General features: G+C 70.7%; 13 protein-coding genes and 1 tRNA gene. 4 read left to right on the plus strand and 10 right to left on the minus strand.

The genetic code is table 11. The features are described from left to right. Positions 1–38: 38 nt before the first annotated feature. Positions 39–1,841: a bifunctional metallophosphatase/5'-nucleotidase gene (locus ACY0MR_RS27065; protein ID WP_403316343.1), complete on the minus strand. Its 1,803-nt coding sequence runs from the start codon at positions 1,839–1,841 to the stop codon at positions 39–41. 114 nt (positions 1,842–1,955) lie between these two features. On the opposite strand from ACY0MR_RS27065, the gene ACY0MR_RS27070 reads away from it, so the two are divergent. Beyond that, positions 1,956–2,681 (plus strand): SIMPL domain-containing protein, encoded by a 726-nt coding sequence (locus tag ACY0MR_RS27070; RefSeq protein WP_473555864.1) that lies wholly within the window; start codon positions 1,956–1,958, stop codon positions 2,679–2,681. A gap of 146 nt (positions 2,682–2,827) precedes the next feature. Continuing rightward, the gene (gene pyk, locus ACY0MR_RS27075; protein WP_388802420.1) at positions 2,828–4,255 is read left to right on the plus strand and encodes a pyruvate kinase; all 1,428 of its coding nucleotides are present in this window, start codon (positions 2,828–2,830) and stop codon (positions 4,253–4,255) included. 89 nt (positions 4,256–4,344) lie between these two features. On the opposite strand, the gene ACY0MR_RS27080 is transcribed toward pyk, so the two are convergent. Continuing rightward, positions 4,345–4,419 (minus strand) — tRNA-Leu (locus ACY0MR_RS27080). Positions 4,420–4,517: 98 nt separating this feature from the next. Between ACY0MR_RS27080 and ACY0MR_RS27085 the strand changes: the two genes are divergently transcribed. Beyond that, positions 4,518–5,171, plus strand: coding sequence for an ANTAR domain-containing response regulator (locus tag ACY0MR_RS27085; protein WP_073917005.1), 654 nt, complete (start codon positions 4,518–4,520; stop codon positions 5,169–5,171). An 88-nt stretch (positions 5,172–5,259) separates the two neighbouring features. Here the strand turns inward: ACY0MR_RS27085 and ACY0MR_RS27090 are convergent, their stop codons facing one another. From ACY0MR_RS27090 to ACY0MR_RS27120, 7 genes are all read right to left on the minus strand, one after another. Then, complete coding sequence (locus tag ACY0MR_RS27090) at positions 5,260–5,976, minus strand: ABC transporter ATP-binding protein (protein ID WP_361849479.1); 717 nt, start codon at positions 5,974–5,976, stop codon at positions 5,260–5,262. Then, positions 5,973–6,986, minus strand: coding sequence for an ABC transporter ATP-binding protein (locus tag ACY0MR_RS27095; protein ID WP_473555868.1), 1,014 nt, complete (start codon positions 6,984–6,986; stop codon positions 5,973–5,975). The genes ACY0MR_RS27090 and ACY0MR_RS27095 overlap by 4 nt, the downstream gene beginning before the upstream one ends. A 2-nt stretch (positions 6,987–6,988) precedes the next feature. Then, the gene (locus ACY0MR_RS27100) at positions 6,989–8,821 is read right to left on the minus strand and encodes a branched-chain amino acid ABC transporter permease (protein ID WP_388802427.1); all 1,833 of its coding nucleotides are present in this window, start codon (positions 8,819–8,821) and stop codon (positions 6,989–6,991) included. Positions 8,822–8,826: 5 nt separating this feature from the next. Beyond that, the gene (locus ACY0MR_RS27105) at positions 8,827–9,756 is read right to left on the minus strand and encodes a branched-chain amino acid ABC transporter permease (protein ID WP_148004563.1); all 930 of its coding nucleotides are present in this window, start codon (positions 9,754–9,756) and stop codon (positions 8,827–8,829) included. A 116-nt stretch (positions 9,757–9,872) separates the two neighbouring features. After that, a complete protein-coding gene (locus ACY0MR_RS27110) occupies positions 9,873–11,090 on the minus strand; it encodes a branched-chain amino acid ABC transporter substrate-binding protein (protein WP_388802815.1) in 1,218 nt (405 codons plus the stop codon). 561 nt (positions 11,091–11,651) lie between these two features. Continuing rightward, entirely contained in the window at positions 11,652–12,146 is a 495-nt protein-coding gene (locus tag ACY0MR_RS27115) for a PaaI family thioesterase (RefSeq protein WP_388802433.1), read from the minus strand. Between the two features lie 65 nt (positions 12,147–12,211). Continuing rightward, on the minus strand, positions 12,212–14,494 hold the full coding sequence (locus ACY0MR_RS27120) for an FdhF/YdeP family oxidoreductase (protein WP_404079882.1): 2,283 nt from the start codon (positions 14,492–14,494) through the stop codon (positions 12,212–12,214). Between the two features lie 134 nt (positions 14,495–14,628). Here ACY0MR_RS27120 and polA point away from each other — a divergent pair, with 134 nt between their 5' ends. Further along, a complete protein-coding gene (polA, locus tag ACY0MR_RS27125; RefSeq protein ID WP_388802439.1) occupies positions 14,629–17,340 on the plus strand; it encodes a DNA polymerase I in 2,712 nt (903 codons plus the stop codon). 228 nt (positions 17,341–17,568) lie between these two features. On the opposite strand, the gene ACY0MR_RS27130 is transcribed toward polA, so the two are convergent. After that, entirely contained in the window at positions 17,569–18,483 is a 915-nt protein-coding gene (locus ACY0MR_RS27130) for a DUF4184 family protein (RefSeq protein ID WP_473555872.1), read from the minus strand. Positions 18,484–18,685 lie beyond the last annotated feature (202 nt).

Consider the following 18,685-nt stretch of genomic DNA (forward strand, 5'->3'; position numbering starts at 1 on the left):
CGTCCGGCGGATCACCACCGGACGGGCCCCGCCGGACCTCAGAAGACGGGCACCCCGTCCCGCGTCAGCTTCCAGTCCACCGAGGCGAACAGGGCCGGGTCCACCGTGCCCTTCGCCTGCACCCACTGGATGATGGTGTTCCGGATCTCGTCCGAGTTCGCCCACAGCTGCTGGGCACCCGCGACGTGCGGGAACGCACCGCCGCCGCTCGCCCGGTAGTTGTTCACCGCCAGCACGAACCTCGCCGCCGGATCGAGCGGTCGGCCCTCGAACGACAGGTTCACGATCCGCGAACCCGCCGGCTTCGCGATGTCGATGTCGTACGTCAGCCCCGAGACCGCGTCGTAGTTGTAGTCCGGAATGCCGTCGGCGTTCGTCAGCTTCGCGGTGTCGACCGGCGCCCCCGCCGCGGTCTGCACGTAGTACCGCGCCGAGAACTCCAGGTAGTCCTTGAGCTGCGCGCCCGTCATCAGACGGGCCTCCAGCGTGTTCTCGAACGGGTACAGGCCCGCGGCGTCCTTGATCGAGACCTGACCGGCCGGGATCCGGGCCGTCCGCGAGAAGCACGAGGCCTGCGAGAGCACCGGCAGCGACGCGTGCGCGCCGCCCGCCAGGGCCGCCTTCACCGTCTCCGTCTGCACCACGTTGATCAGGTCGATGATCGGCTCGTCCTTCCACGGCGCGTCGGCCGTGGTCATCGCGGCGGTCGAGGTGCCGATGATCTGGTTGACGTACGCCACGACCTTCCGGTGCTCGTCCCCGAGCAGCCCGGTGATCTCCGGGTCCTCCGCCACCGTGTTGGAGTTGAGGACCTGCGCCCCCACCTTCTCGACGGTCCAGCGGCCCTTCTCCCACACCAGGTCGAAGTCGAACAGCGTCAGGCGCTGCCCCCACTTCAGCGGCTCGGACAGGACGACGTCCTTGCCGGTCTCCTTGTTCCTCACCCGGTACTCCGGGATCTCGGTGTGCGCGTGGCCGACCAGGATCGCGTCGATGCCCGGCACCTGCTCCGCGACCAGCCCGGCCGCGTTCTCGACGTGGGGCAGCTGGTCACCGTACGAGGACGTACCGCTGGATCCGGAGTGCGCCGACACGACGACCACGTCCGCACCCATCGAGCGCAGCTTCGGCACCCACTTCGCCGCCTGCTCCTCCAGTCCCGGGAAGACCATCTTCCCGCTGACGTTCGCCTTGTCCCAGATGGCGATGCCCGGGTTCGTCAGACCGAGGACCGCGACCCTGACGTCCTTGCCGTGCGGGGTGCGCAGCCGGTGCATGCTGTACGGGGCGAACGCCGGGCGCAGGGTCTTCGCGTCCAGCGCGTTGGCCCCGAGCAGCGGGAAGTCGCACTGCTCCTCGAACTTGCGGAGCACCGGGATGCCGTAGTTGAACTCGTGGTTGCCCAGCGCGGCGGCGTCGTACCCGATCGCGTTCATCGCCTGCGCCATCGGGTGCACCGGGCCCCGGCGGGCCGTGATCGGGTCGACCTTGGCGTAGTAGTACGACAGCTGCGTGCCCTGGATGGTGTCGCCGGCGTCGATGAGAAGGGTGTTGCGGCGCCCCTTCTCCTTCCGGACCTGGTCGACCAGCGTGGAGATCTTCGCCAGGCCCACGTCGTTGTGCGCCTTGTCGTCGAACTCCTTGTCCGTGAAGTAGTCCCAGTTGAAGACGTTGCCGTGCAGGTCGGTGGTGCCCATCACGGTGAACGAGTACCGCTTCCGCGGACGCGGACGGGCATGACCCCCGTGGGCCTGGGCGGGTGCGGCGACGGCTCCGGCGACGGCCACCCCGGCCCCGGCGGCGGCCGAGCGCTCCAGGAACGTCCTGCGGTTCAGCGGCATGTGTTCTCCCCTTGTGGTTCCGTGCCGTCGGCGCCGACCGTGGCGCACAACGCGCGTAGATTCTGGCTCAGACGACACCCCGGCAACAGCCCTTTCGGGTTACGGAGTGGGAAAGTGTTCGGAGGACGACCGCTGCCGCACACCGAGGAGCAGGACGTGACCCAGGACCACGCGACCCCCGACGCACCCCAGGTGACCGTCCGAGGAGAAGGGCGCCTGGAGGTCGACCCCGAACTCGCCCGGATCTGGGTCACCGTCTCCGCCCGCGGCCCCGACCGCGCGACCACGCTCGCCGACCTCACCCGTCGCAACACCCAGGTCCTCGACCTGGTCAAGGCCCAGGGTTCGGCCGTCGAGAAGCTGGAGACCGGCAGCCTCTCGATCTCCCCCGAGCTCACCCGCAAGGGCCGGGGGGAGCGGGTGCACGCCTTCCACGGACGCGTGCGGATCACCGCCGAACTCACCGACTTCACCGTCCTCGGCGAACTGGTGACGCGACTCGCCGACCTGGAACTGACCAGCGTCGACGGCCCCTGGTGGTTCCTCCGCCCGGCCTCCCCGGCCTACGCGGAGGCCCGCAGGCTCGCGGTCTCCGAAGCCGTCCAGCGGGCCCGCGCCTACGCCGAGGCCCTGGGCACCGCCCTCTCCTCACTCCTCGAACTCTCGGACGCGGGCGCCGCGGAGCGCCTCGGACCGCGGCGGGCCGCCTTCGGCTCGGCGGCGGTGGCGTACGCGGCGGAAGGCGCCGGCGAGGCCCCGCCGCTCGACCTCGAACCGCAGCGCCAGACGGTGACCGCCGAGGTCGTGGCCCGCTTCACGATGCGGCCGCCCGCACTCTGAGACAGGGGGCGCCGGGGCGCGTGAAACGCTCATCGGAGCACCCCGGCGCACAGATTCAATACTTGTCAACAGCCTTTCACGGAAAGGTTGTTGAGTAGTCATGTCCCACCAACTCGCTACTGGTGGGTAAGCCCTAGGCTCGCACCATGCGCCGAGCGAAAATCGTTTGTACCCTTGGGCCCGCCACCGAAACATACGACCAGATCAAGGCGTTGATCGAGGCCGGAATGGACGTGGCCCGCTTCAACCTCAGCCACGGCTCGTACGTCGAGCACGAGGAGCGCTACCAGCGCGTCCGCAAAGCCGCCGACGAGACCGGCCGCAGCGTCGGCGTCCTCGCCGACCTTCAAGGCCCGAAGATCCGGCTCGGCCGCTTCCGCGAAGGTCCCGTACTCCTTGAACGCGGCGACGAGTTCGCCATCACCGTCGAACCCGTGGAAGGCGACCGCCACTGCTGCGGGACGACCTACTCCGGCCTCGCCGCCGACGTCACCGCGGGCGAGCGCATCCTCGTCGACGACGGGCGCGTCACCCTGGAGGTCACCTCCGTCGACGGCCCCCGGGTCAACACCGTCGTCATCGAGGGCGGCATGGTCTCCGACAACAAGGGCCTCAACCTCCCCGGCGTCGCCGTCTCCGTCCCCGCCCTCTCGGAGAAGGACATCGAGGACCTCCGCTGGGCCCTCCGCACCGGCGCCGACGTCATCGCCCTCTCCTTCGTCCGCAGTGCCCGGGACATCGACGACGTCCACCGGATCATGGACGAGGAAGGCCGCCGCCTCCCCGTCATCGCCAAGATCGAGAAGCCCCAGGCCGTCGAGAACATCGAGGAGATCGTCGCCGCCTTCGACGGCATCATGGTCGCCCGCGGCGACCTCGGCGTCGAGATGCCCCTGGAGCAGGTCCCGATCGTCCAGAAGCGCGCCGTCAAGCTCGCCAAGCGCAACGCCAAGCCGGTCATCGTCGCCACGCAGATGCTCGACTCGATGATCGACAACTCCCGCCCCACCCGCGCCGAGGCCTCCGACGTCGCCAACGCCGTCATCGACGGCACCGACGCGGTGATGCTCTCCGGCGAGACCAGCGTCGGGCGCTTCCCGATCGAGACCGTCCGCACCATGAGCCGCATCGTCGAGGCCGCGGAGGAGGACGTCCTCGCCAAGGGGCTGCCGCCGCTGACCGAACGGAACAAGCCCCGCACCCAGGGCGGCGCCGTGGCCCGCGCCGCCGCCGAGATGGGCGACTTCCTCGGCGCCAAGTTCCTCGTCGCCTTCACCCAGTCCGGCGACACGGTCAAGCGCCTCTCCCGCTACCGCTCGCCCATCCCCCTGCTCGCCTTCACCCCGGACCCGGCGACCCGCTCCCAGCTCAACCTCACCTGGGGCGTCGAGACCTTCCTCGGCCCGCACGTCGAGTCGACGGACGCGATGGTGGCCCAGGTGGACGAGGAGCTCCTCCGCATCGGCCGCTGCCGCAAGGGCGACATCGTGGTGATCACGGCCGGCTCCCCACCGGGAGTCGCGGGCTCGACGAACCTGGTCCGCGTCCACCACATCGGCGACCCGCTGACGTAGGGGTCGGTGCCGGGGGCGAGCCGCGGAGGAGTTCACGCGGGTGGGCGACGATCACTGACTGCTCGTCGCCCTTCGATTCGAAGGAAAAGTGCCCCAGGTGGGATTCGAACCCACACTGTCCGCTGTTTGAGAGCGGCCTCTCTGACCAGTTGGAGTACTGGGGCCTTGGAAAGCGAGGGAGATACCCTCCCTGTGGGGCACCACATTACAGGAGCTAGGTAGGCTCAGGGGAGCAGTACTTGCCCCGCACCGAGGAGCCCCCGTGACCGCCCCCGAGTCGCCCCAGCCCGCTGACGACGCCGACGCGTCGCACGTCCCGCCGCTGACGACCCGCGTCGTCATCGCCGAGGACGAGGCCCTCATCCGCCTCGATCTCAAAGAGATGCTGGAGGAAGAGGGCTACACGGTCGTAGGCGAGGCCGGTGACGGCGCCAAGGCCGTCGAGCTCGCCCGCGAGCACCGCCCCGACCTCGTCATCCTGGACGTGAAGATGCCCGTCCTGGACGGCATCTCGGCCGCGGAGAAGATCGCCGGCGAGTCCATCGCCCCGGTCCTCATGCTCACCGCCTTCTCGCAGCGCGAGCTCGTCGAGCGGGCCCGGGACGCCGGAGCCATGGCGTACCTGGTGAAGCCGTTCAGCAAGAGCGACGTGGTGCCGGCCATCGAGATGGCCGTCTCCCGCTTCTCCGAACTGCGCGCCCTGGAGCAGGAGGTCGCCGACCTCTCGCAGCGTCTGGAGACCCGCAAGCTGGTCGACCGCGCCAAGTCCGTCCTGCAGACCCAGTACGGCCTGACGGAGCCCGCCGCGTTCCGCTGGATCCAGAAGACGTCGATGGACCGCCGCATGTCCATGCAGCAGGTCGCCGAGGCCGTCATCGAGGACGCCGAGGAGAAGAAGGCGGCCAAGGGCCAGTAGCCCGCCCGCCCCGCCGTACGCGTACGGAGAAGGCCCGCCCCACGGCTCTGTGGGGCGGGCCTTCCGTCTGTGGTGCCGATCCGGCGGGTCAGTCCTCGCCGAGGTACGCCTTGCGGACGGACTCGTCGTGGAGCAGGTCGCGGCCGGTGCCCGAGAGCACGACCTTGCCGATCTCCATCACGTGGCCGTGGTCCGCGAGGGCGAGGGCGGCCTGGGCGTTCTGCTCGACGAGCAGGATGGTGGTGCCCTGGGCCTTGAGCTCGGCGATGGTCGCCATGATCTTCTGCATCATGATCGGCGAGAGGCCCATGGAGGGCTCGTCGAGCATGAGCAGCTTGGGCTGGGACATGAGGGCCCGGCCCATGGCGAGCATCTGCTGCTCGCCGCCGGAGAGCGTGCCGGCGGCCTGCTTGCGACGCTCACCCAGGATCGGGAAGAGGTCGTAGGCGCGCTGGACGTCCTTGGCGATGCCCGCGGTGTCCTTCCGGAGGAAGGCGCCGAGGAGGAGGTTCTCCTCGATGGTCATGCGGGGGAAGATGTGCCGGCCCTCGGGGGAGTGGGCGAGCCCGAGCGAGACGATCTTGTGGGCGGGGATCTTGCGGAGGGACTTGCCCTCGAACTTGATCTGGCCGCCGACCGGCTTGAGGAGCCCGGAGAGGGTCCGCAGGGTGGTGGTCTTGCCGGCGCCGTTGGTGCCGATGAGGGTGACGACCTCACCGGCGTCGACGGAGAAGGAGATGCCCTTGACGGCCTCGATCTTTCCGTAGGCGACGCGCAGGTCCTCGACTTCGAGCAGTGCGGTCATGCGTCGTTCTCCTTGCCCGAAGCAGGGTCTCGCGTGGTGTCCTCGGCTGCCGGTGCCTCGTCGGCGGGGGCGTCCGGGGTCTCGGGGGCGTCCTCCTGCGGCGGCGCCTCCTCGTCGGCGGTGGTCTCCGGGGCGGCGGCCGCGGCGGGTGCCTCCTCGGCGGGGGGCTCCGCGACGGGTGCCTCCGCCGCGGGGGTGTCCGCGACGGGCTCGCCCAGGTAGGCGGCGATGACCCGCTCGTCGCTCTGGACGGTCTGGCTGTCGCCCTCGATGAGCTTCTGGCCCTGGACGAGCACGGCGACCCGGTCGCAGAGGTTGAAGATGAACCGCATGTCGTGCTCGATGACGAGGACGGCGATGCCCATGTCGCGGATGGCGAAGATGAGTTCCTCCGCCGCGCGGGTCTCCTGCGGGTTCATGCCGGCGGTGGGCTCGTCGAGCAGGATCAGTCCGGGGTCGCTCGCGAGGGCGCGGGCGATCTCCAGCTTGCGCTGCTCTCCGTAGGGGAGGTTCTTGGCGAGGTGCTGCGCCTTGTCCTGGAGGCCGATGAACTCCAGGAGCTCCATGGCCCGCTCGGTGGCCTCGGCCTCGGCCTTCTTGAAGCCGGGCAGGCGGAGCAGCGCCGACCAGAGGCCCTGCTTCATCCGGGTGTGGCGTCCGACGAGGACGTTCTCCAGGACCGTCATGTTGTGGAAGAGACGGATGTTCTGGAAGGTGCGGGCGATGCCGGCGTTGGTGACCTTGTAGGACGTGGGCGGCAGGACCGTGCCCTTGTAGCGGACTTCGCCCTCGGTGGGGACGTAGAGGCCGGTGAGGCAGTTGAAGAAGGTGGTCTTGCCGGCGCCGTTGGGGCCGATCAGGCCGACGATCTCGCCGCTGTTGACGGTGAGGTTCACGTCGCGCACGGCGGTGAGGCCGCCGAAGCGCATGGTGACCCCGCGCGCGTCGAGCACTGCCTCGCCGGCGGTCGGCGCCGTGGTGGCGTCCGCGGTCTTCGTGGTGGTCGTCATGTTCAGGCACCTGCCTTGGCGAGCGTGGCGGGCGTCTCGTCGTTCTCGTGGAACTCCAGCTGGTTGCGCCGGTTGGCGATCATGCCCTCCGGGCGGAAGCGCATGAGGAGGATCAGCGCGACGCCGAAGGCGAAGAGCTGGTACTCGCCCATGAACTGGAGCTTGTTGGGGATGAGGAAGAGGAGCGAGGCGCCGACCAGCGGGCCGCTCATCGTGCCCATGCCGCCGAGGACGACGGCCGCGAGCAGGAAGGCGGAGTTGGGCGGGATGGGACCGGCGAAGAGGTACTGCTCCGGGGTCACGGTGTAGGTGACGTGGGCCTGCACGGTGCCGGCGAGGCCGGCGAGCGAGGCGCCGAGCGCGAAGGCGATGAGCTTGACGCGGAAGCCGTTGATGCCCATGGCGAGCGCGGCGGTCTCGTCCTCGCGGATGGCGACCCAGGCGCGGCCGATGCGGGAGTCGCCGCTGCGCCGGAAGACCAGCACGACGACCGCCATGATCAGCAGCATCAGGAAGAAGTAGTTCGCGAAGCGGCCGATGGTGAAGCCGGCGATCGAGTGCTCGGCGCCGAAGTCGAACCCGAAGATGTTGAGGTTCGGGATGGAGGCGATGCCGTTGGAGCCGTTGGTGATGTCCGGTCCGGAGGTGCCGTCGGTGTTCATGACGGCGATGCGGAAGATCTCACCGAATCCGAGGGTCACGATGGCGAGGTAGTCGCCGCGGAGCCGGAGGGTCGGGGCGCCGATCAGGACACCGAAGACCAGCGAGGCTCCGGCGCCGACCAGGATGGCCGCCCAGAAGGGGAAGTGGACGCCGAACGGGGAGGTCGGGGCGCCCGAGACGAGGGCGGCCGCGTAGGCGCCGACGCCGAGGAAGGCGACGTAGCCGAGGTCGAGCAGACCGGCGAGGCCGACGACGATGTTGAGGCCCAGGGCGACCGTGGCGAAGATCAGGATGTAGACGCCGAGCGTCGCGTACTGGTCGTCGGTCTGGGTGAAGGGGAAGAGCGCCGCGGCGGTGAACGCGCCCGCGATGGTGAGGTTCTGGTGCTTCTTGGTGAGCTGGGTGGCCTGCTGCATCAGGCCGGACTTGTTGACCGCGGCGAAGCCGAGGCCGGCCGTGATCAGGAAGCCGACGAAGAGCTCGTCGTACTCGGTGCCGACGCCGTAGGTGAAGACTCCGAGCGCCACGGCGAGGATGCCGGTGATGATCAGGATCTCGACGGAGGAGTGCAGGGGCGGCAGCTTGCGGGCGGTGCCGGTGGAGGCGAAGGCGCCCTTGAAGACCGTCCAGCCGTTGCCGGCGCGGTGCTTGAACTGGTCCCAGCCGGTGTCCTCGGGGTCCACGGGGTGGACCGCGGGCCGCTCGAAGGGGAGGGCGAGGGCGCCGAGGAGGGTGATCAGGCTGGAGAACGCGACGATCGCGCCGCCGGGCTCCAGGTTGACCGGGCCGCCGAGGGTGACGCTGATCGCGGCGACGGTGTACCAGGTGGTGCCGAAGGTGGCGAGGGCGGCGAACTTGATCGCGCCGTCGGCGCCGGCGGGGGTCAGCCAGCGGGTGCCCTTGACGCCGTACGAGGAGAGGGCGAAGAGGGCGGTGAGCAGGCCCAGGACGAGGACCTGGAGCTGGAGGCCGGCCGGGGAGCCGTAGTAGGTGAGGTCGCCGGGGAAGGTGGGCGTCCAGGTCCAGGAGAGGAAGCAGGCGGCGACGGTGAGGACGGCTCCGCCGAGGGCGAGGGCGCGGGCGGTCCTGGCCGGCACGAAGCCGATGAGACCGGTCGCCTGCTCCTGCTGGGAGAGCGGTGCCGCCTGGGGGTTCTCGGAGATGGTGGTCATGGTGCTCACGCCCTGTCCGCGACGCGCTCGCCCAGGAGGCCCTGGGGCCGGGCGAGGAGTACGACGATGAGGAGTACGAAGGCCCAGACGTCGGCCCAGGACTGGCCGCCGAGCTGCTCCATACCGGGGATGTGGCTGATGTAGGCCGTCGCGAGGGTCTCGGCGATGCCGAGGACGACTCCGCCGATCATGGCGCCGTAGATGTTGCCGATGCCGCCGAGGACGGCGGCCGTGAAGGCCTTGAGTCCGAGGAGGAAGCCCATCTTGTAGTCGACGACGCCGTACTTGAGGCCGTAGGCGACGGCGCCGACGGCGGCCATCGCGGCTCCGAGGGCGAAGGCGATCACGATGATGCGGTCCGTGTTCACGCCCATGAGCTTGGCGGTGTCCGGGTCCTGCGCGGTGGCCTGCATGCCGCGGCCGACGCGGGTGCGCATCACGAAGAAGGCGAGGACGGCCATGCAGATCGGGGCGGCGATCAGGAGGAAGACGTCGCCGGTCTGGATGGTGACGGGGCCGAGTTCGATCGGACCGCCGGGGATCTGCGGGAAGGTCCGGGCGGACTTCGCCTCGGGGTACCAGACCCACACCGCGTACTGCAGGGCGAGGGAGAGGCCGATGGCGGTGATGAGCGGGGCGAGGCGGGGGCCGCCGCGTAGCGGACGGTAGGCGAACCGTTCCGCTCCGACGGCTATGGTGGTCGCGACGACCACGGCACCGATGATCATGACGGGCAGCGCGACCCACATGCTGGTGCCGCCGGGCAGGATGAGCCAGACCGTGAGCGCCCCGAAGCCGCCGGTCATGAAGATCTCGCCATGGGCGAAGTTGATGAGCTGGACGATGCCGTAGACCATCGTGTAGCCGACGGCGACGAGCCCGTACATGGATCCCAGTAGCAGGCCGTTGACCAGCTGCTGCGGCAGTTCGTTCACCGCATTGTCCTCCGAGACTTTCGACGGATGTGACACCGCGCGGGGAGCCAGGTGCGGCCCCCCGCGCGGTGAAGGTGGTGCTGAGTGGTGCTGGTGGTGCTGAGTGGTGAGGTTGATCAGCCGCCGAAGGTGCCGGACTTGACGGGCTTGAACGCGCCGCCCTCGACCTTGTAGACGGTCAGCTGCTTGTTGGTGGTGTCACCGAACTCGTCGAAGGAGACCTTGCCGGTCACGCCCTCGAAGGAGACGCCCTGCATGGCCTCGACGACCTTGGCGCGCTCGGGGACCTTGCCGCCGTTGCCCTCGGTGGCCTTCTTGACGGCCTCGATGATCGCCCAGGTCGAGTCGTAGGCGTAGCCGCCGTAGGCCTCGTAGGCCTCCTTGTAGCCCTTGGCCTTGTAGTTGGTCAGGAACTCCTTGGCGGAGGCGAGCTCCTCGATCGGGGAGCCGACGGAGGTGGCGATGTCGCCGTTGGTCGCGGCCGCGCCGCCGAGCTTGACGTACTCGGGGCTGTAGATCGCGTCGCCGCCGACGACGGTGACCTTGGCGCCGGCCTCCTTGATCTGCTTGGCCAGCGGGCCGGCGGCCGGGTACTCGCCACCGTAGTAGACGACGTCGGCGCCGGAGCTCTTCACCTTGGTCGCGACCGCGGAGAAGTCCTTGGTGTCGGGGTTGATGTGCTCGGTGCCGAGGACCTTGCCGCCGAGCTTCTCGAACTCGCCCTTGAAGGTGCCCGCGAGGCCGGCGCCGTAGGTCTTCTTGTCGTCGATGATGAAGGCCTTGGTCTTCTTGGCCTCGTTGTAGACGTACTGCGCGGCGAAGGGGCCCTGGATGGCGTCCGTGGTCGCGGTGCGGAAGTACGACGCGTAGGTGCGCTTCTTCTCGCCCGTGCTCCAGTTGATGCCCTGGCTCAGCGCCGGGTTGGTGTTGGCCGGGGAGACCTGGACCAGCTTCGCGTCGTCGAAGACCTTCTGCATCGACTCGGCGACGGAGGAGTTCAGCGGGCCGACGACGCCGAGGACGCTCTTGTCGGCGACGAACTTGGTGGCGTTCTGCTGGCCGGCGGAGGGCTGCGCCTGGTCGTCGAGGGACTCCAGCTTGAAGGTCACGCCCTTGACGTAGGCCTTCTCGTTGGCCGTCTTGACCGCGAGGTCGGCGGAGTTCTTGATGCCGAGACCGAGGGCGGACAGCTCGCCGGTGAGGGGCGCGTCGAGGCCGATGGTCACGGTGACGTTGCCGCCGTCGCCGCCCTTCTCGGCCCCCTTGTCGTCGCGCGAACCACAGGCGGTGAGGGTGAGTGCTCCCGCGGTGACCGCGGTGGTGAGTATGAGCATCGAACGGTTTCGCACGAAGGGTCCTTTCCCTGGCGCGGCCCCCTCGGATGAGGCGGTGCCGTGAAGCTGCGGAGCGAGGGGTGCCGTTTTGGAACGCCGGGCCGTACTGGGGTTGGTACAGGGCCGTGCAGTAGGACGCGCCCGGCGGCGCGGTGACTGGCGGTGACTCTAAGCGCAGGTGGGGAGGGTCGGGGAGCGCCGAGGACAGGATGTGACTGTCTTGTTATGCCGACGGGGAAAGAGTGTGCGCGCCGGGAGGGAAAACCGGGGCATAGAGGGCTGTAATGCGGTGTTCACATAGTGAGAACGCGCAGTTCCGCTAAGGGGCTTGAGCGATTCTTGGTACTGACGGTCCGCTCAGCGGACTCTCCGGATATCGGACAACGGCAGAAAGCTGAGCGGACGAACCGGCCCCTCCGCTTCACCGCCGGACAGCCCTTGTGTATGTGACACAGCGTGACGGAACCGGGGGTGCGGCCGGGGCGGGAACGCGCGAGGGGCGGCACCTGGTGGTGCCGCCCCTGGGTCGTGCGTGGCTGGTCAGGCCTCGTGTGTCACCGCTCAGCCGTGCGCGGTGTCCGGAATGCTCGACGCGTCCTTCGCCGTGACCTCACGCAGCAGGCAGGTGAGCCGCGCCGTGCACACCCGCTTGTCCTGTTCGTCGGTGATCACGATCTCGTACGTGGCCGTCGACCGGCCGCGGTGCACGGGTGTCGCCACACCGGTCACCAGGCCGCTGCGCACGCCCCGGTGGTGGGTGCAGTTCAGGTCGACGCCCACCGCGATCTTCGACACCCCGCCGTGCAGCATCGAGCCGACGGATCCGAGGGTCTCGGCGAGGACCGCGGAGGCGCCGCCGTGCAGCAGCCCGTACGGCTGGGTGTTGCCCTCGACGGGCATGGTGCCGACGACGCGCTCGGCGGAGGCCTCCAGGATCTGGACGCCCATCCGGTTGCCGAGGTGTCCGGCCGAGAAGAGCGCCGGGAGGTCGACACCCAGCGCCGCGTACTCGTCGAGGACCTCCTGCGGGAACTTCACGTGCTGCTGCTCACCCATGCCCGGCTCCGTTCGTTTCGTACGTCTTCGTACGGCTGGTCTTCCTGAGCTGCCTGAGCAAACGCTTAGGCGGAGGCGGATTCTTCCAGACGGACGACCACGGACTTGCTCGCGGGGGTGTTGCTCACGTCCGCCGTCGACTCCAGCGGCACCAGCACGTTCGTCTCCGGGTAGTAGGCCGCCGCGCAGCCCCGGGAGGTCGGGTAATGCACCACCCGGAAGCCGGGGGCCCGCCGCTCGGTGCCGTCCGTCCACTCGCCGACCAGGTCCGCGTACGCCCCGTCGGCGAAGCCCAGCTCCGCCGCGTCCTCGGGATGGACCAGGACGACCCGGCGGCCGCCCCGGATCCCCCGGTAGCGGTCGTCCAGGCCGTAGACCGTGGTGTTGTACTGGTCGTGCGAGCGGAGCGTCTGCAGGAGCAGCCGCCCCTCCGGCACCCTCGGGTACTCCACGGGCGCCGCCGTGAAGTTGGCCTTGCCCGTCTTCGTCGGGAAGCGGCGCTCGTCGCGCGGCCCGTGCGGCAGGCGGAAGCCGCCCGCGTCGGCCGCGAGGCGCGCGTTGAAGTCCTCGAAGCCCGGCACCACGCGCGCGATGCGGTCGCGGATCGCCGCGTAGTCCGCCTCGAACTCCTCCCAGGGCGTGGCCGATCCGGCGCCGAGGACGGCGCGGGCCATCCGCGCCACGATCGCCGGCTCGGACAGCAGGTGCGGGCTCGCGGGCGGCAGGTTGCCCCGCGAGGCGTGCACCTGGCTCATCGAGTCCTCGACGGTCACGAACTGCCTGCCGCCCGCCTGCACGTCCTTGTCGGTGCGGCCCAGCGTGGGCAGGATCAGCGCGCGCGTGCCCGTCACCGCGTGCGAGCGGTTCAGCTTCGTCGAGACGTGGACGGTCAGCCGGGCCCGGCGCATCGCCGCCTCCGTCACCTCCGTGTCGGGGGTCGCCCCCACGAAGTTGCCGCCCATCGCGAAGAACACCTTCGCCTCGCCGTCGCGCAGCGCCTGGATCGACCGCACCACGTCGAAGCCGTGGTGGCGCGGTGAGACGATCCCGAACTCCTTGTCCAGGGCGTCCAGGAAGGCGGGCGCGGGACGCTCGAAGATCCCCATGGTGCGGTCGCCCTGCACGTTCGAATGGCCGCGCACCGGGCACACGCCGGCGCCGGGCCGCCCTATGGCGCCCCGCAGCAGGAGGAGGTTGACCACCTCGCGGATGGTCGGCACCGCGTGCTTGTGCTGGGTGAGGCCCATCGCCCAGCACACCACGGTCCGCTCCGAGGCGAGCACCATCTCCAGGGCCCGCTCGATCTCGGCGCGCCGCAGTCCGGTCGCGGCGAGGGTCTCGTCCCAGTCGGCCGCCGCGGCAGCCTCCGCGAACTCCTCGTAGCCGTGGGTGTGTTCGCGTACGAACTCCTCGTCGACCGCCCCCGGGGCCTCCAGGACCAGCCTGTTCAGGAGCCGGAAGAGGGCCTGGTCGCCGCCGATCCGGATCTGCAGGAACAGGTCGGTCAGCGCGGCGCCCCTCAGCATGCCCTGCGGGGTCTGCGGGTTCTTGAACCGCTCCAGGCCCGCCTCGGGCAGCGGGTTGACCGAGATGATCCGCGCGCCGCCCGCCTTGGCCTTCTCCAGGGCCGAGAGCATCCGCGGATGGTTCGTCCCCGGGTTCTGCCCGGCGACGATGATCAGGTCCGCCCGGTGCAGGTCCTCCAGCGAGACGCTGCCCTTGCCGATGCCGATGGTCTCCGTCAGCGCCGAGCCCGAGGACTCGTGGCACATGTTGGAGCAGTCCGGCAGGTTGTTCGTGCCGAACTCGCGGGCGAAGAGCTGGAGCAGGAACGCCGCCTCGTTGCTGGTCCGCCCCGAGGTGTAGAAGAGCGCCTCGTCGGGGGAGCCCAGGGCCCGCAGCTCCTCCGCCAGGATCGCGAAGGCCCGCTCCCAGGTCACCGGCTCGTACCGGTCGCCGCCCTCCGGCAGCAGCATCGGCTCGGTGATCCGGCCCTGCTGGCCCAGCCAGTACCCGCTGCGCTCCGCCAGGTCGGCCAGCGGGTGCGCGGCGAAGAACTCGGGGGTGACCCGGCGCAGCGTCGCCTCCTCGGCGACCGCCTTCGCGCCGTTCTCGCAGAACTCGGCGACGTGCCGCTTGTCCTCCTCGGGCCAGGCGCAGCCCGGACAGTCGAAGCCGTCCTTCTGGTTGACCTTGAGCAGGGTCCGCGCGGTGCGCCGCAGCCCCATCTGCTCGCGCGCCATCCGCAGGGTGTGCCCGACGGCGGGCAGCCCGGCGGCGGCGTGCTGCGGGGGCGTGACCTGCGGTGCGTCCTGGACCGGGTCGCCGACCGGCGGCTTGCTGACCATCGCGCTCTCCCTTGAGCGGTAATCCTGCGGCGTACGCCTCCGATCCTGTCACGGGGCGGCGACGGCCCGGCACCCCGCCGGTGCGGTGCGCAGCGGTGGGCGGGATTGTCGGTGGTCCGTGGCAGGATCGTCGTGTGGCAGAGACAGCATCGAAGAACCCCGCAGACATCCGCCCCCGCCTGCTCCTCATGGACGGGCACTCGCTCGCGTACCGGGCGTTCTTCGCGCTGCCCGCGGAGAACTTCACCACCGCGACCGGGCAGCCGACGAACGCGATCTACGGGTTCGCCTCGATGCTGGCGAACACGCTGCGCGACGAGGCGCCCACGCACTTCGCGGTCGCCTTCGACGTGTCCCGCAAGACGTGGCGGTCCGAGGAGTTCCCCGAGTACAAGGCGAACCGCTCCAAGACCCCCGACGAGTTCAAGGGCCAGGTCGAGCTGATCGGCGAGCTCCTCGACGCGATGAACGTGCCGCGCTTCGCCGTCGACGGCTTCGAGGCCGACGACGTCATCGCCACCCTCACCACCCAGGCCGAGGCCGAGGGCTTCGACGTCCGGATCTTCACCGGCGACCGCGACTCCTTCCAGCTGGTCTCCGACCGCACCACCGTGATCTACCCGACCAAGGGCGTCTCCGAGGTCACCCACTTCACCCCCGAGAAGGTCCAGGAGAAGTACGGCCTCACGCCCTCCCAGTACCCCGACTTCGCCGCCCTCCGCGGCGACCCGTCGGACAACCTGCCCGGCATCCCCGGCGTCGGCGAGAAGACCGCCGCCAAGTGGATCAACCAGTTCGGCTCCTTCGACGAGCTCGTCGCCCGGGCCGAGGAGGTCAAGGGCAAGGCCGGGCAGAACTTCCGCGACCACCTGGAGTCGGTCAAGCTCAACCGCCGGCTGACCGCCATGGTCACCGACGTCGAGCTGCCGAAGGGCGTCGCGGACCTGGCCCGCGAGCCCTACGACCGGGGAGCCGTCGCCCTCGTCCTCGACACCCTGGAGATCCGCAACCCGTCGCTGCGCGAGCGGCTCCTCGCCGTCGACCCGGGCGCCGCCGAGGACACCGCCCCGGCCCCCGCGGCAGGCGTCGAGATCGACGGCACCGTCCTGGGCGCGGGCGAGCTTGCCCCCTGGCTCGCCGAGCACGGCACCGAGCCCCTCGGCATCGCGACCGTCGACACCTGGGCCCTCGGCACGGGGAACGTGGGCGAGATCGCCCTCGCCGCCGCCGGCGGAGCCGCCGCGTGGTTCGACCCGAGCGCGCTCGACGAGGCCGACGAGCAGGCCTGGGCCGCCTGGATCGCCGACCCCGACCGGCCGAAGGCCATGCACAACGCCAAGGGCGCCATGCGGGTCTTCCCCGAGCACGGCTGGAGCGTCGCGGGCGTCACCATGGACACCGCCCTCGCCGCCTACCTGGTGAAGCCGGGCCGGCGCTCCTTCGCCCTCGACGCGCTGTCCGTCGAGTACCTGCACCGCGAGCTCGCCCCCGCGGCCGCCGCCGACGGGCAGCTCGCCTTCGGCGCCGACGACACCGCCGAGGCCGAGGCCCTCATGGCCCAGGCGCGGGCCGTCCTGGACCTCGCGGGGGCCTTCGAGGAGAAGCTCGGCGAGGTCGGGGCCCGCGAGCTCCTCCACGAGGTCGAGCTGCCCACCTCCGCGCTCCTCGCCCGCCTGGAGCGCCAGGGCATCGCCGCCGACCGCGAGCACCTCGAGGCCATGGAGCAGCAGTTCGCCGGCGCCGTGCAGCAGGCCGTCAAGGAGGCCCACGCCTCCGTCGGCCACGAGTTCAACCTCGGCTCGCCCAAGCAGCTCCAGGAGGTCTTCTTCGGCGAGCTGAACCTGCCGAAGACCAAGAAGACCAAGACCGGGTACACGACGGACGCGGACGCCCTCGCCTGGCTGGCCGGCCAGACCGAGCACGAGCTGCCGGTGATCATGCTCCGCCACCGCGAGCAGGCCAGGCTGCGCTCCACCGTCGAGGGCCTGATCAAGACGATCGCCGCCGACGGGCGCATCCACACCACCTTCAGCCAGACGGTGGCCGCCACCGGGCGCCTCTCCTCCACCGACCCCAACCTGCAGAACGTGCCGGTGCGCACGGACGAGGGCCGCGCCATCCGGCACGGTTTCGTCGTCGGCGAGGGCTTCGACGCCCTCATGACCGCCGACTACAGCCAGATCGAGCTCCGCGTGATGGCCCACCTCTCCGAGGACGAGGGCCTCATCGAGGCCTTCACCTCCGGCGAGGACCTCCACACCACGGTCGCCTCCCAGGTCTTCGGCGTCGAGCGGTCCGCCGTCGACGCCGAGATGCGCCGCAAGATCAAGGCCATGTCCTACGGCCTGGCCTACGGCCTGTCCGCCTTCGGCCTCTCGCAGCAGCTGAACATCGACCCGGGCGAGGCCCGCGGCCTGATGGACACCTACTTCGAGCGCTTCGGCGGGGTCCGGGACTACCTGCGCCGGGTCGTCGACGAGGCCCGCGCCACGGGCTACACCGAGACCATGCTCGGCCGCCGGCGCTACCTGCCCGACCTCAACAGCGACAACCGCCAGCGCCGTGAGGCCGCCGAGCGGATGGCGCTCAACGCCCCGATCCAGGGCACGGCCGCCGACATCGTCAAGGTCGCGATGCTCGGCGTCGACCGGGCGCTGACCGAGTCGGGCCTCGCCTCCCGGATGCTCCTCCAGGTCCACGACGAAATCGTGCTCGAACTCGCCCCGGGCGAGCGCGAGCAGGTCGAGGCGCTGGTCCGCGAGCAGATGTCGGCCGCCGCCGAACTGCGCGCCCCGCTGGACGTCTCGGTGGGCGTCGGCCACGACTGGGACTCGGCCGCGCACTGACCCGCGGCAGCGCACTCCGACGGCCCCCCGGTCCCCGACCGCGGGGGCCGTCGCCGTGTCCGCCGGCCCGGCGGCGGAGCCCGGAGCGGGCGTCTCCGCGTGTACGGGCGGCCGCGTGTCCGCCCTGCACGGATGGTGGTGTCCCCGCTCCGCACGGGGGGTGTCCCCGGCCTGCGGGGAAGGGCGGCCTCCCTGGCCTGCCGGGGCGGTCGGCGTCTCTCCCGCGGATCAGCGCGATCCCCGGCGCGAGCGCTCCGCCGCCACCGGCCCGCCCGCTTCCCCGTCCCCCTCCTCCCGTGCTGCCGCGGCACCGCCGGGCGGAGGCGCCGGTGCCGAGGCGGACGCACCCAGGAGCCGGACCCCCGCCCCGTACAGCACGAGGCCGACGAAGAGGCCCGCCCCGGCCCCGAAGCAGGCCGTCGGAATCACGTCCAGGGGCGTCTCGATCCGGTCCCAGCCCCAGTAGGCGGCCCAGCGCAGCACCCGGTGGGCCGTCCCGGCGAGGACGCAGCCTCCGACGAGGGCGGCCGCGAGCAGCCGGCCCCGCCGGCCCGGGACCCGCACCCCGGCGGGACCGTCGGCCTCCGGTGCCGAGCGCAGCGCCCGCGCGGTGAACCACACCAGGAACCCGAGCGCCAGCGCCGAACCCCCGTACTGCGCGTAGAGGTAGACGGGGAAGCCCGCCACGACGTCGCCGAGGACCGGGATCGCCCTGGTGCCCCAGCGGTCGAGGTGGGTGAAGGAGTCCCACACGACGTGGGTCGTCGAGCCGACGACCGCGGAGAGGGCGAACCACCCGGCGAGCACGGGCGGGTGCCGGTCGCGCCAGGCCGCGCCCCGGACGAACCCGTACACGCGCCCGCGCCACCGTGCGGGCAGCAGTACGACGAGCGGCTCGCGGACGGTCAGCCAGAGGGCCACCAGCAGGGCGGTGATCAGGACGTCGGCGGTGACGATCCCGACGGGGGAGTGGGTCACGTCCCCGAAGACCATCGCGTCGGGGAAGGCCGTCGCCGCGAAGTAGGTCATGTCGGGCGCGAAGGAGCCCGCGACGAGCGCCGACGCGACCAGAGGGCCGCGCGCGGTCCCGTTGCGCCGCAGTCCGGGCAGCACGGCAGCGGCATGGCTCAGCGTGAACGGCAACGGGTCTTCCCCCAGGCTCCGGTGGTCCCGGCCGGCGTCCCTCACCGGCCGCAGTACAAGAGGTGTCCGACCCTCCGCACGGTTCCCGCCCCGACCGTCCCACGGGACCCGACCGCAAGCTCGCCGGGCGGGCGAGAGGTGTCGAAACGGTGAAACAGGGTCAAGGCCCGGTGTTCGGTGGACCGGAGTTGGCATAGGGTCG

It is taken from the genome of Streptomyces sp. JN8 (assembly GCF_055808075.1).

Bases quoted from the DNA above. Each gene is read 5' to 3' on its own strand.
- ACY0MR_RS27065 (WP_403316343.1), bottom strand. From the start codon at position 1,841: ATGCCGCTGAACCGCAGGACGTTCCTGGAGCGCTCGGCCGCCGCCGGG.
- pyk (WP_388802420.1), top strand. From the start codon at position 2,828: ATGCGCCGAGCGAAAATCGTTTGTACCCTTGGGCCCGCCACCGAAACA.
- ACY0MR_RS27090 (WP_361849479.1), bottom strand. From the start codon at position 5,976: ATGACCGCACTGCTCGAAGTCGAGGACCTGCGCGTCGCCTACGGAAAG.
- ACY0MR_RS27095 (WP_473555868.1), bottom strand. From the start codon at position 6,986: ATGACGACCACCACGAAGACCGCGGACGCCACCACGGCGCCGACCGCC.
- ACY0MR_RS27100 (WP_388802427.1), bottom strand. From the start codon at position 8,821: ATGACCACCATCTCCGAGAACCCCCAGGCGGCACCGCTCTCCCAGCAG.
- ACY0MR_RS27110 (WP_388802815.1), bottom strand. From the start codon at position 11,090: ATGCTCATACTCACCACCGCGGTCACCGCGGGAGCACTCACCCTCACC.
- ACY0MR_RS27115 (WP_388802433.1), bottom strand. From the start codon at position 12,146: ATGGGTGAGCAGCAGCACGTGAAGTTCCCGCAGGAGGTCCTCGACGAG.
- ACY0MR_RS27120 (WP_404079882.1), bottom strand. From the start codon at position 14,494: ATGGTCAGCAAGCCGCCGGTCGGCGACCCGGTCCAGGACGCACCGCAG.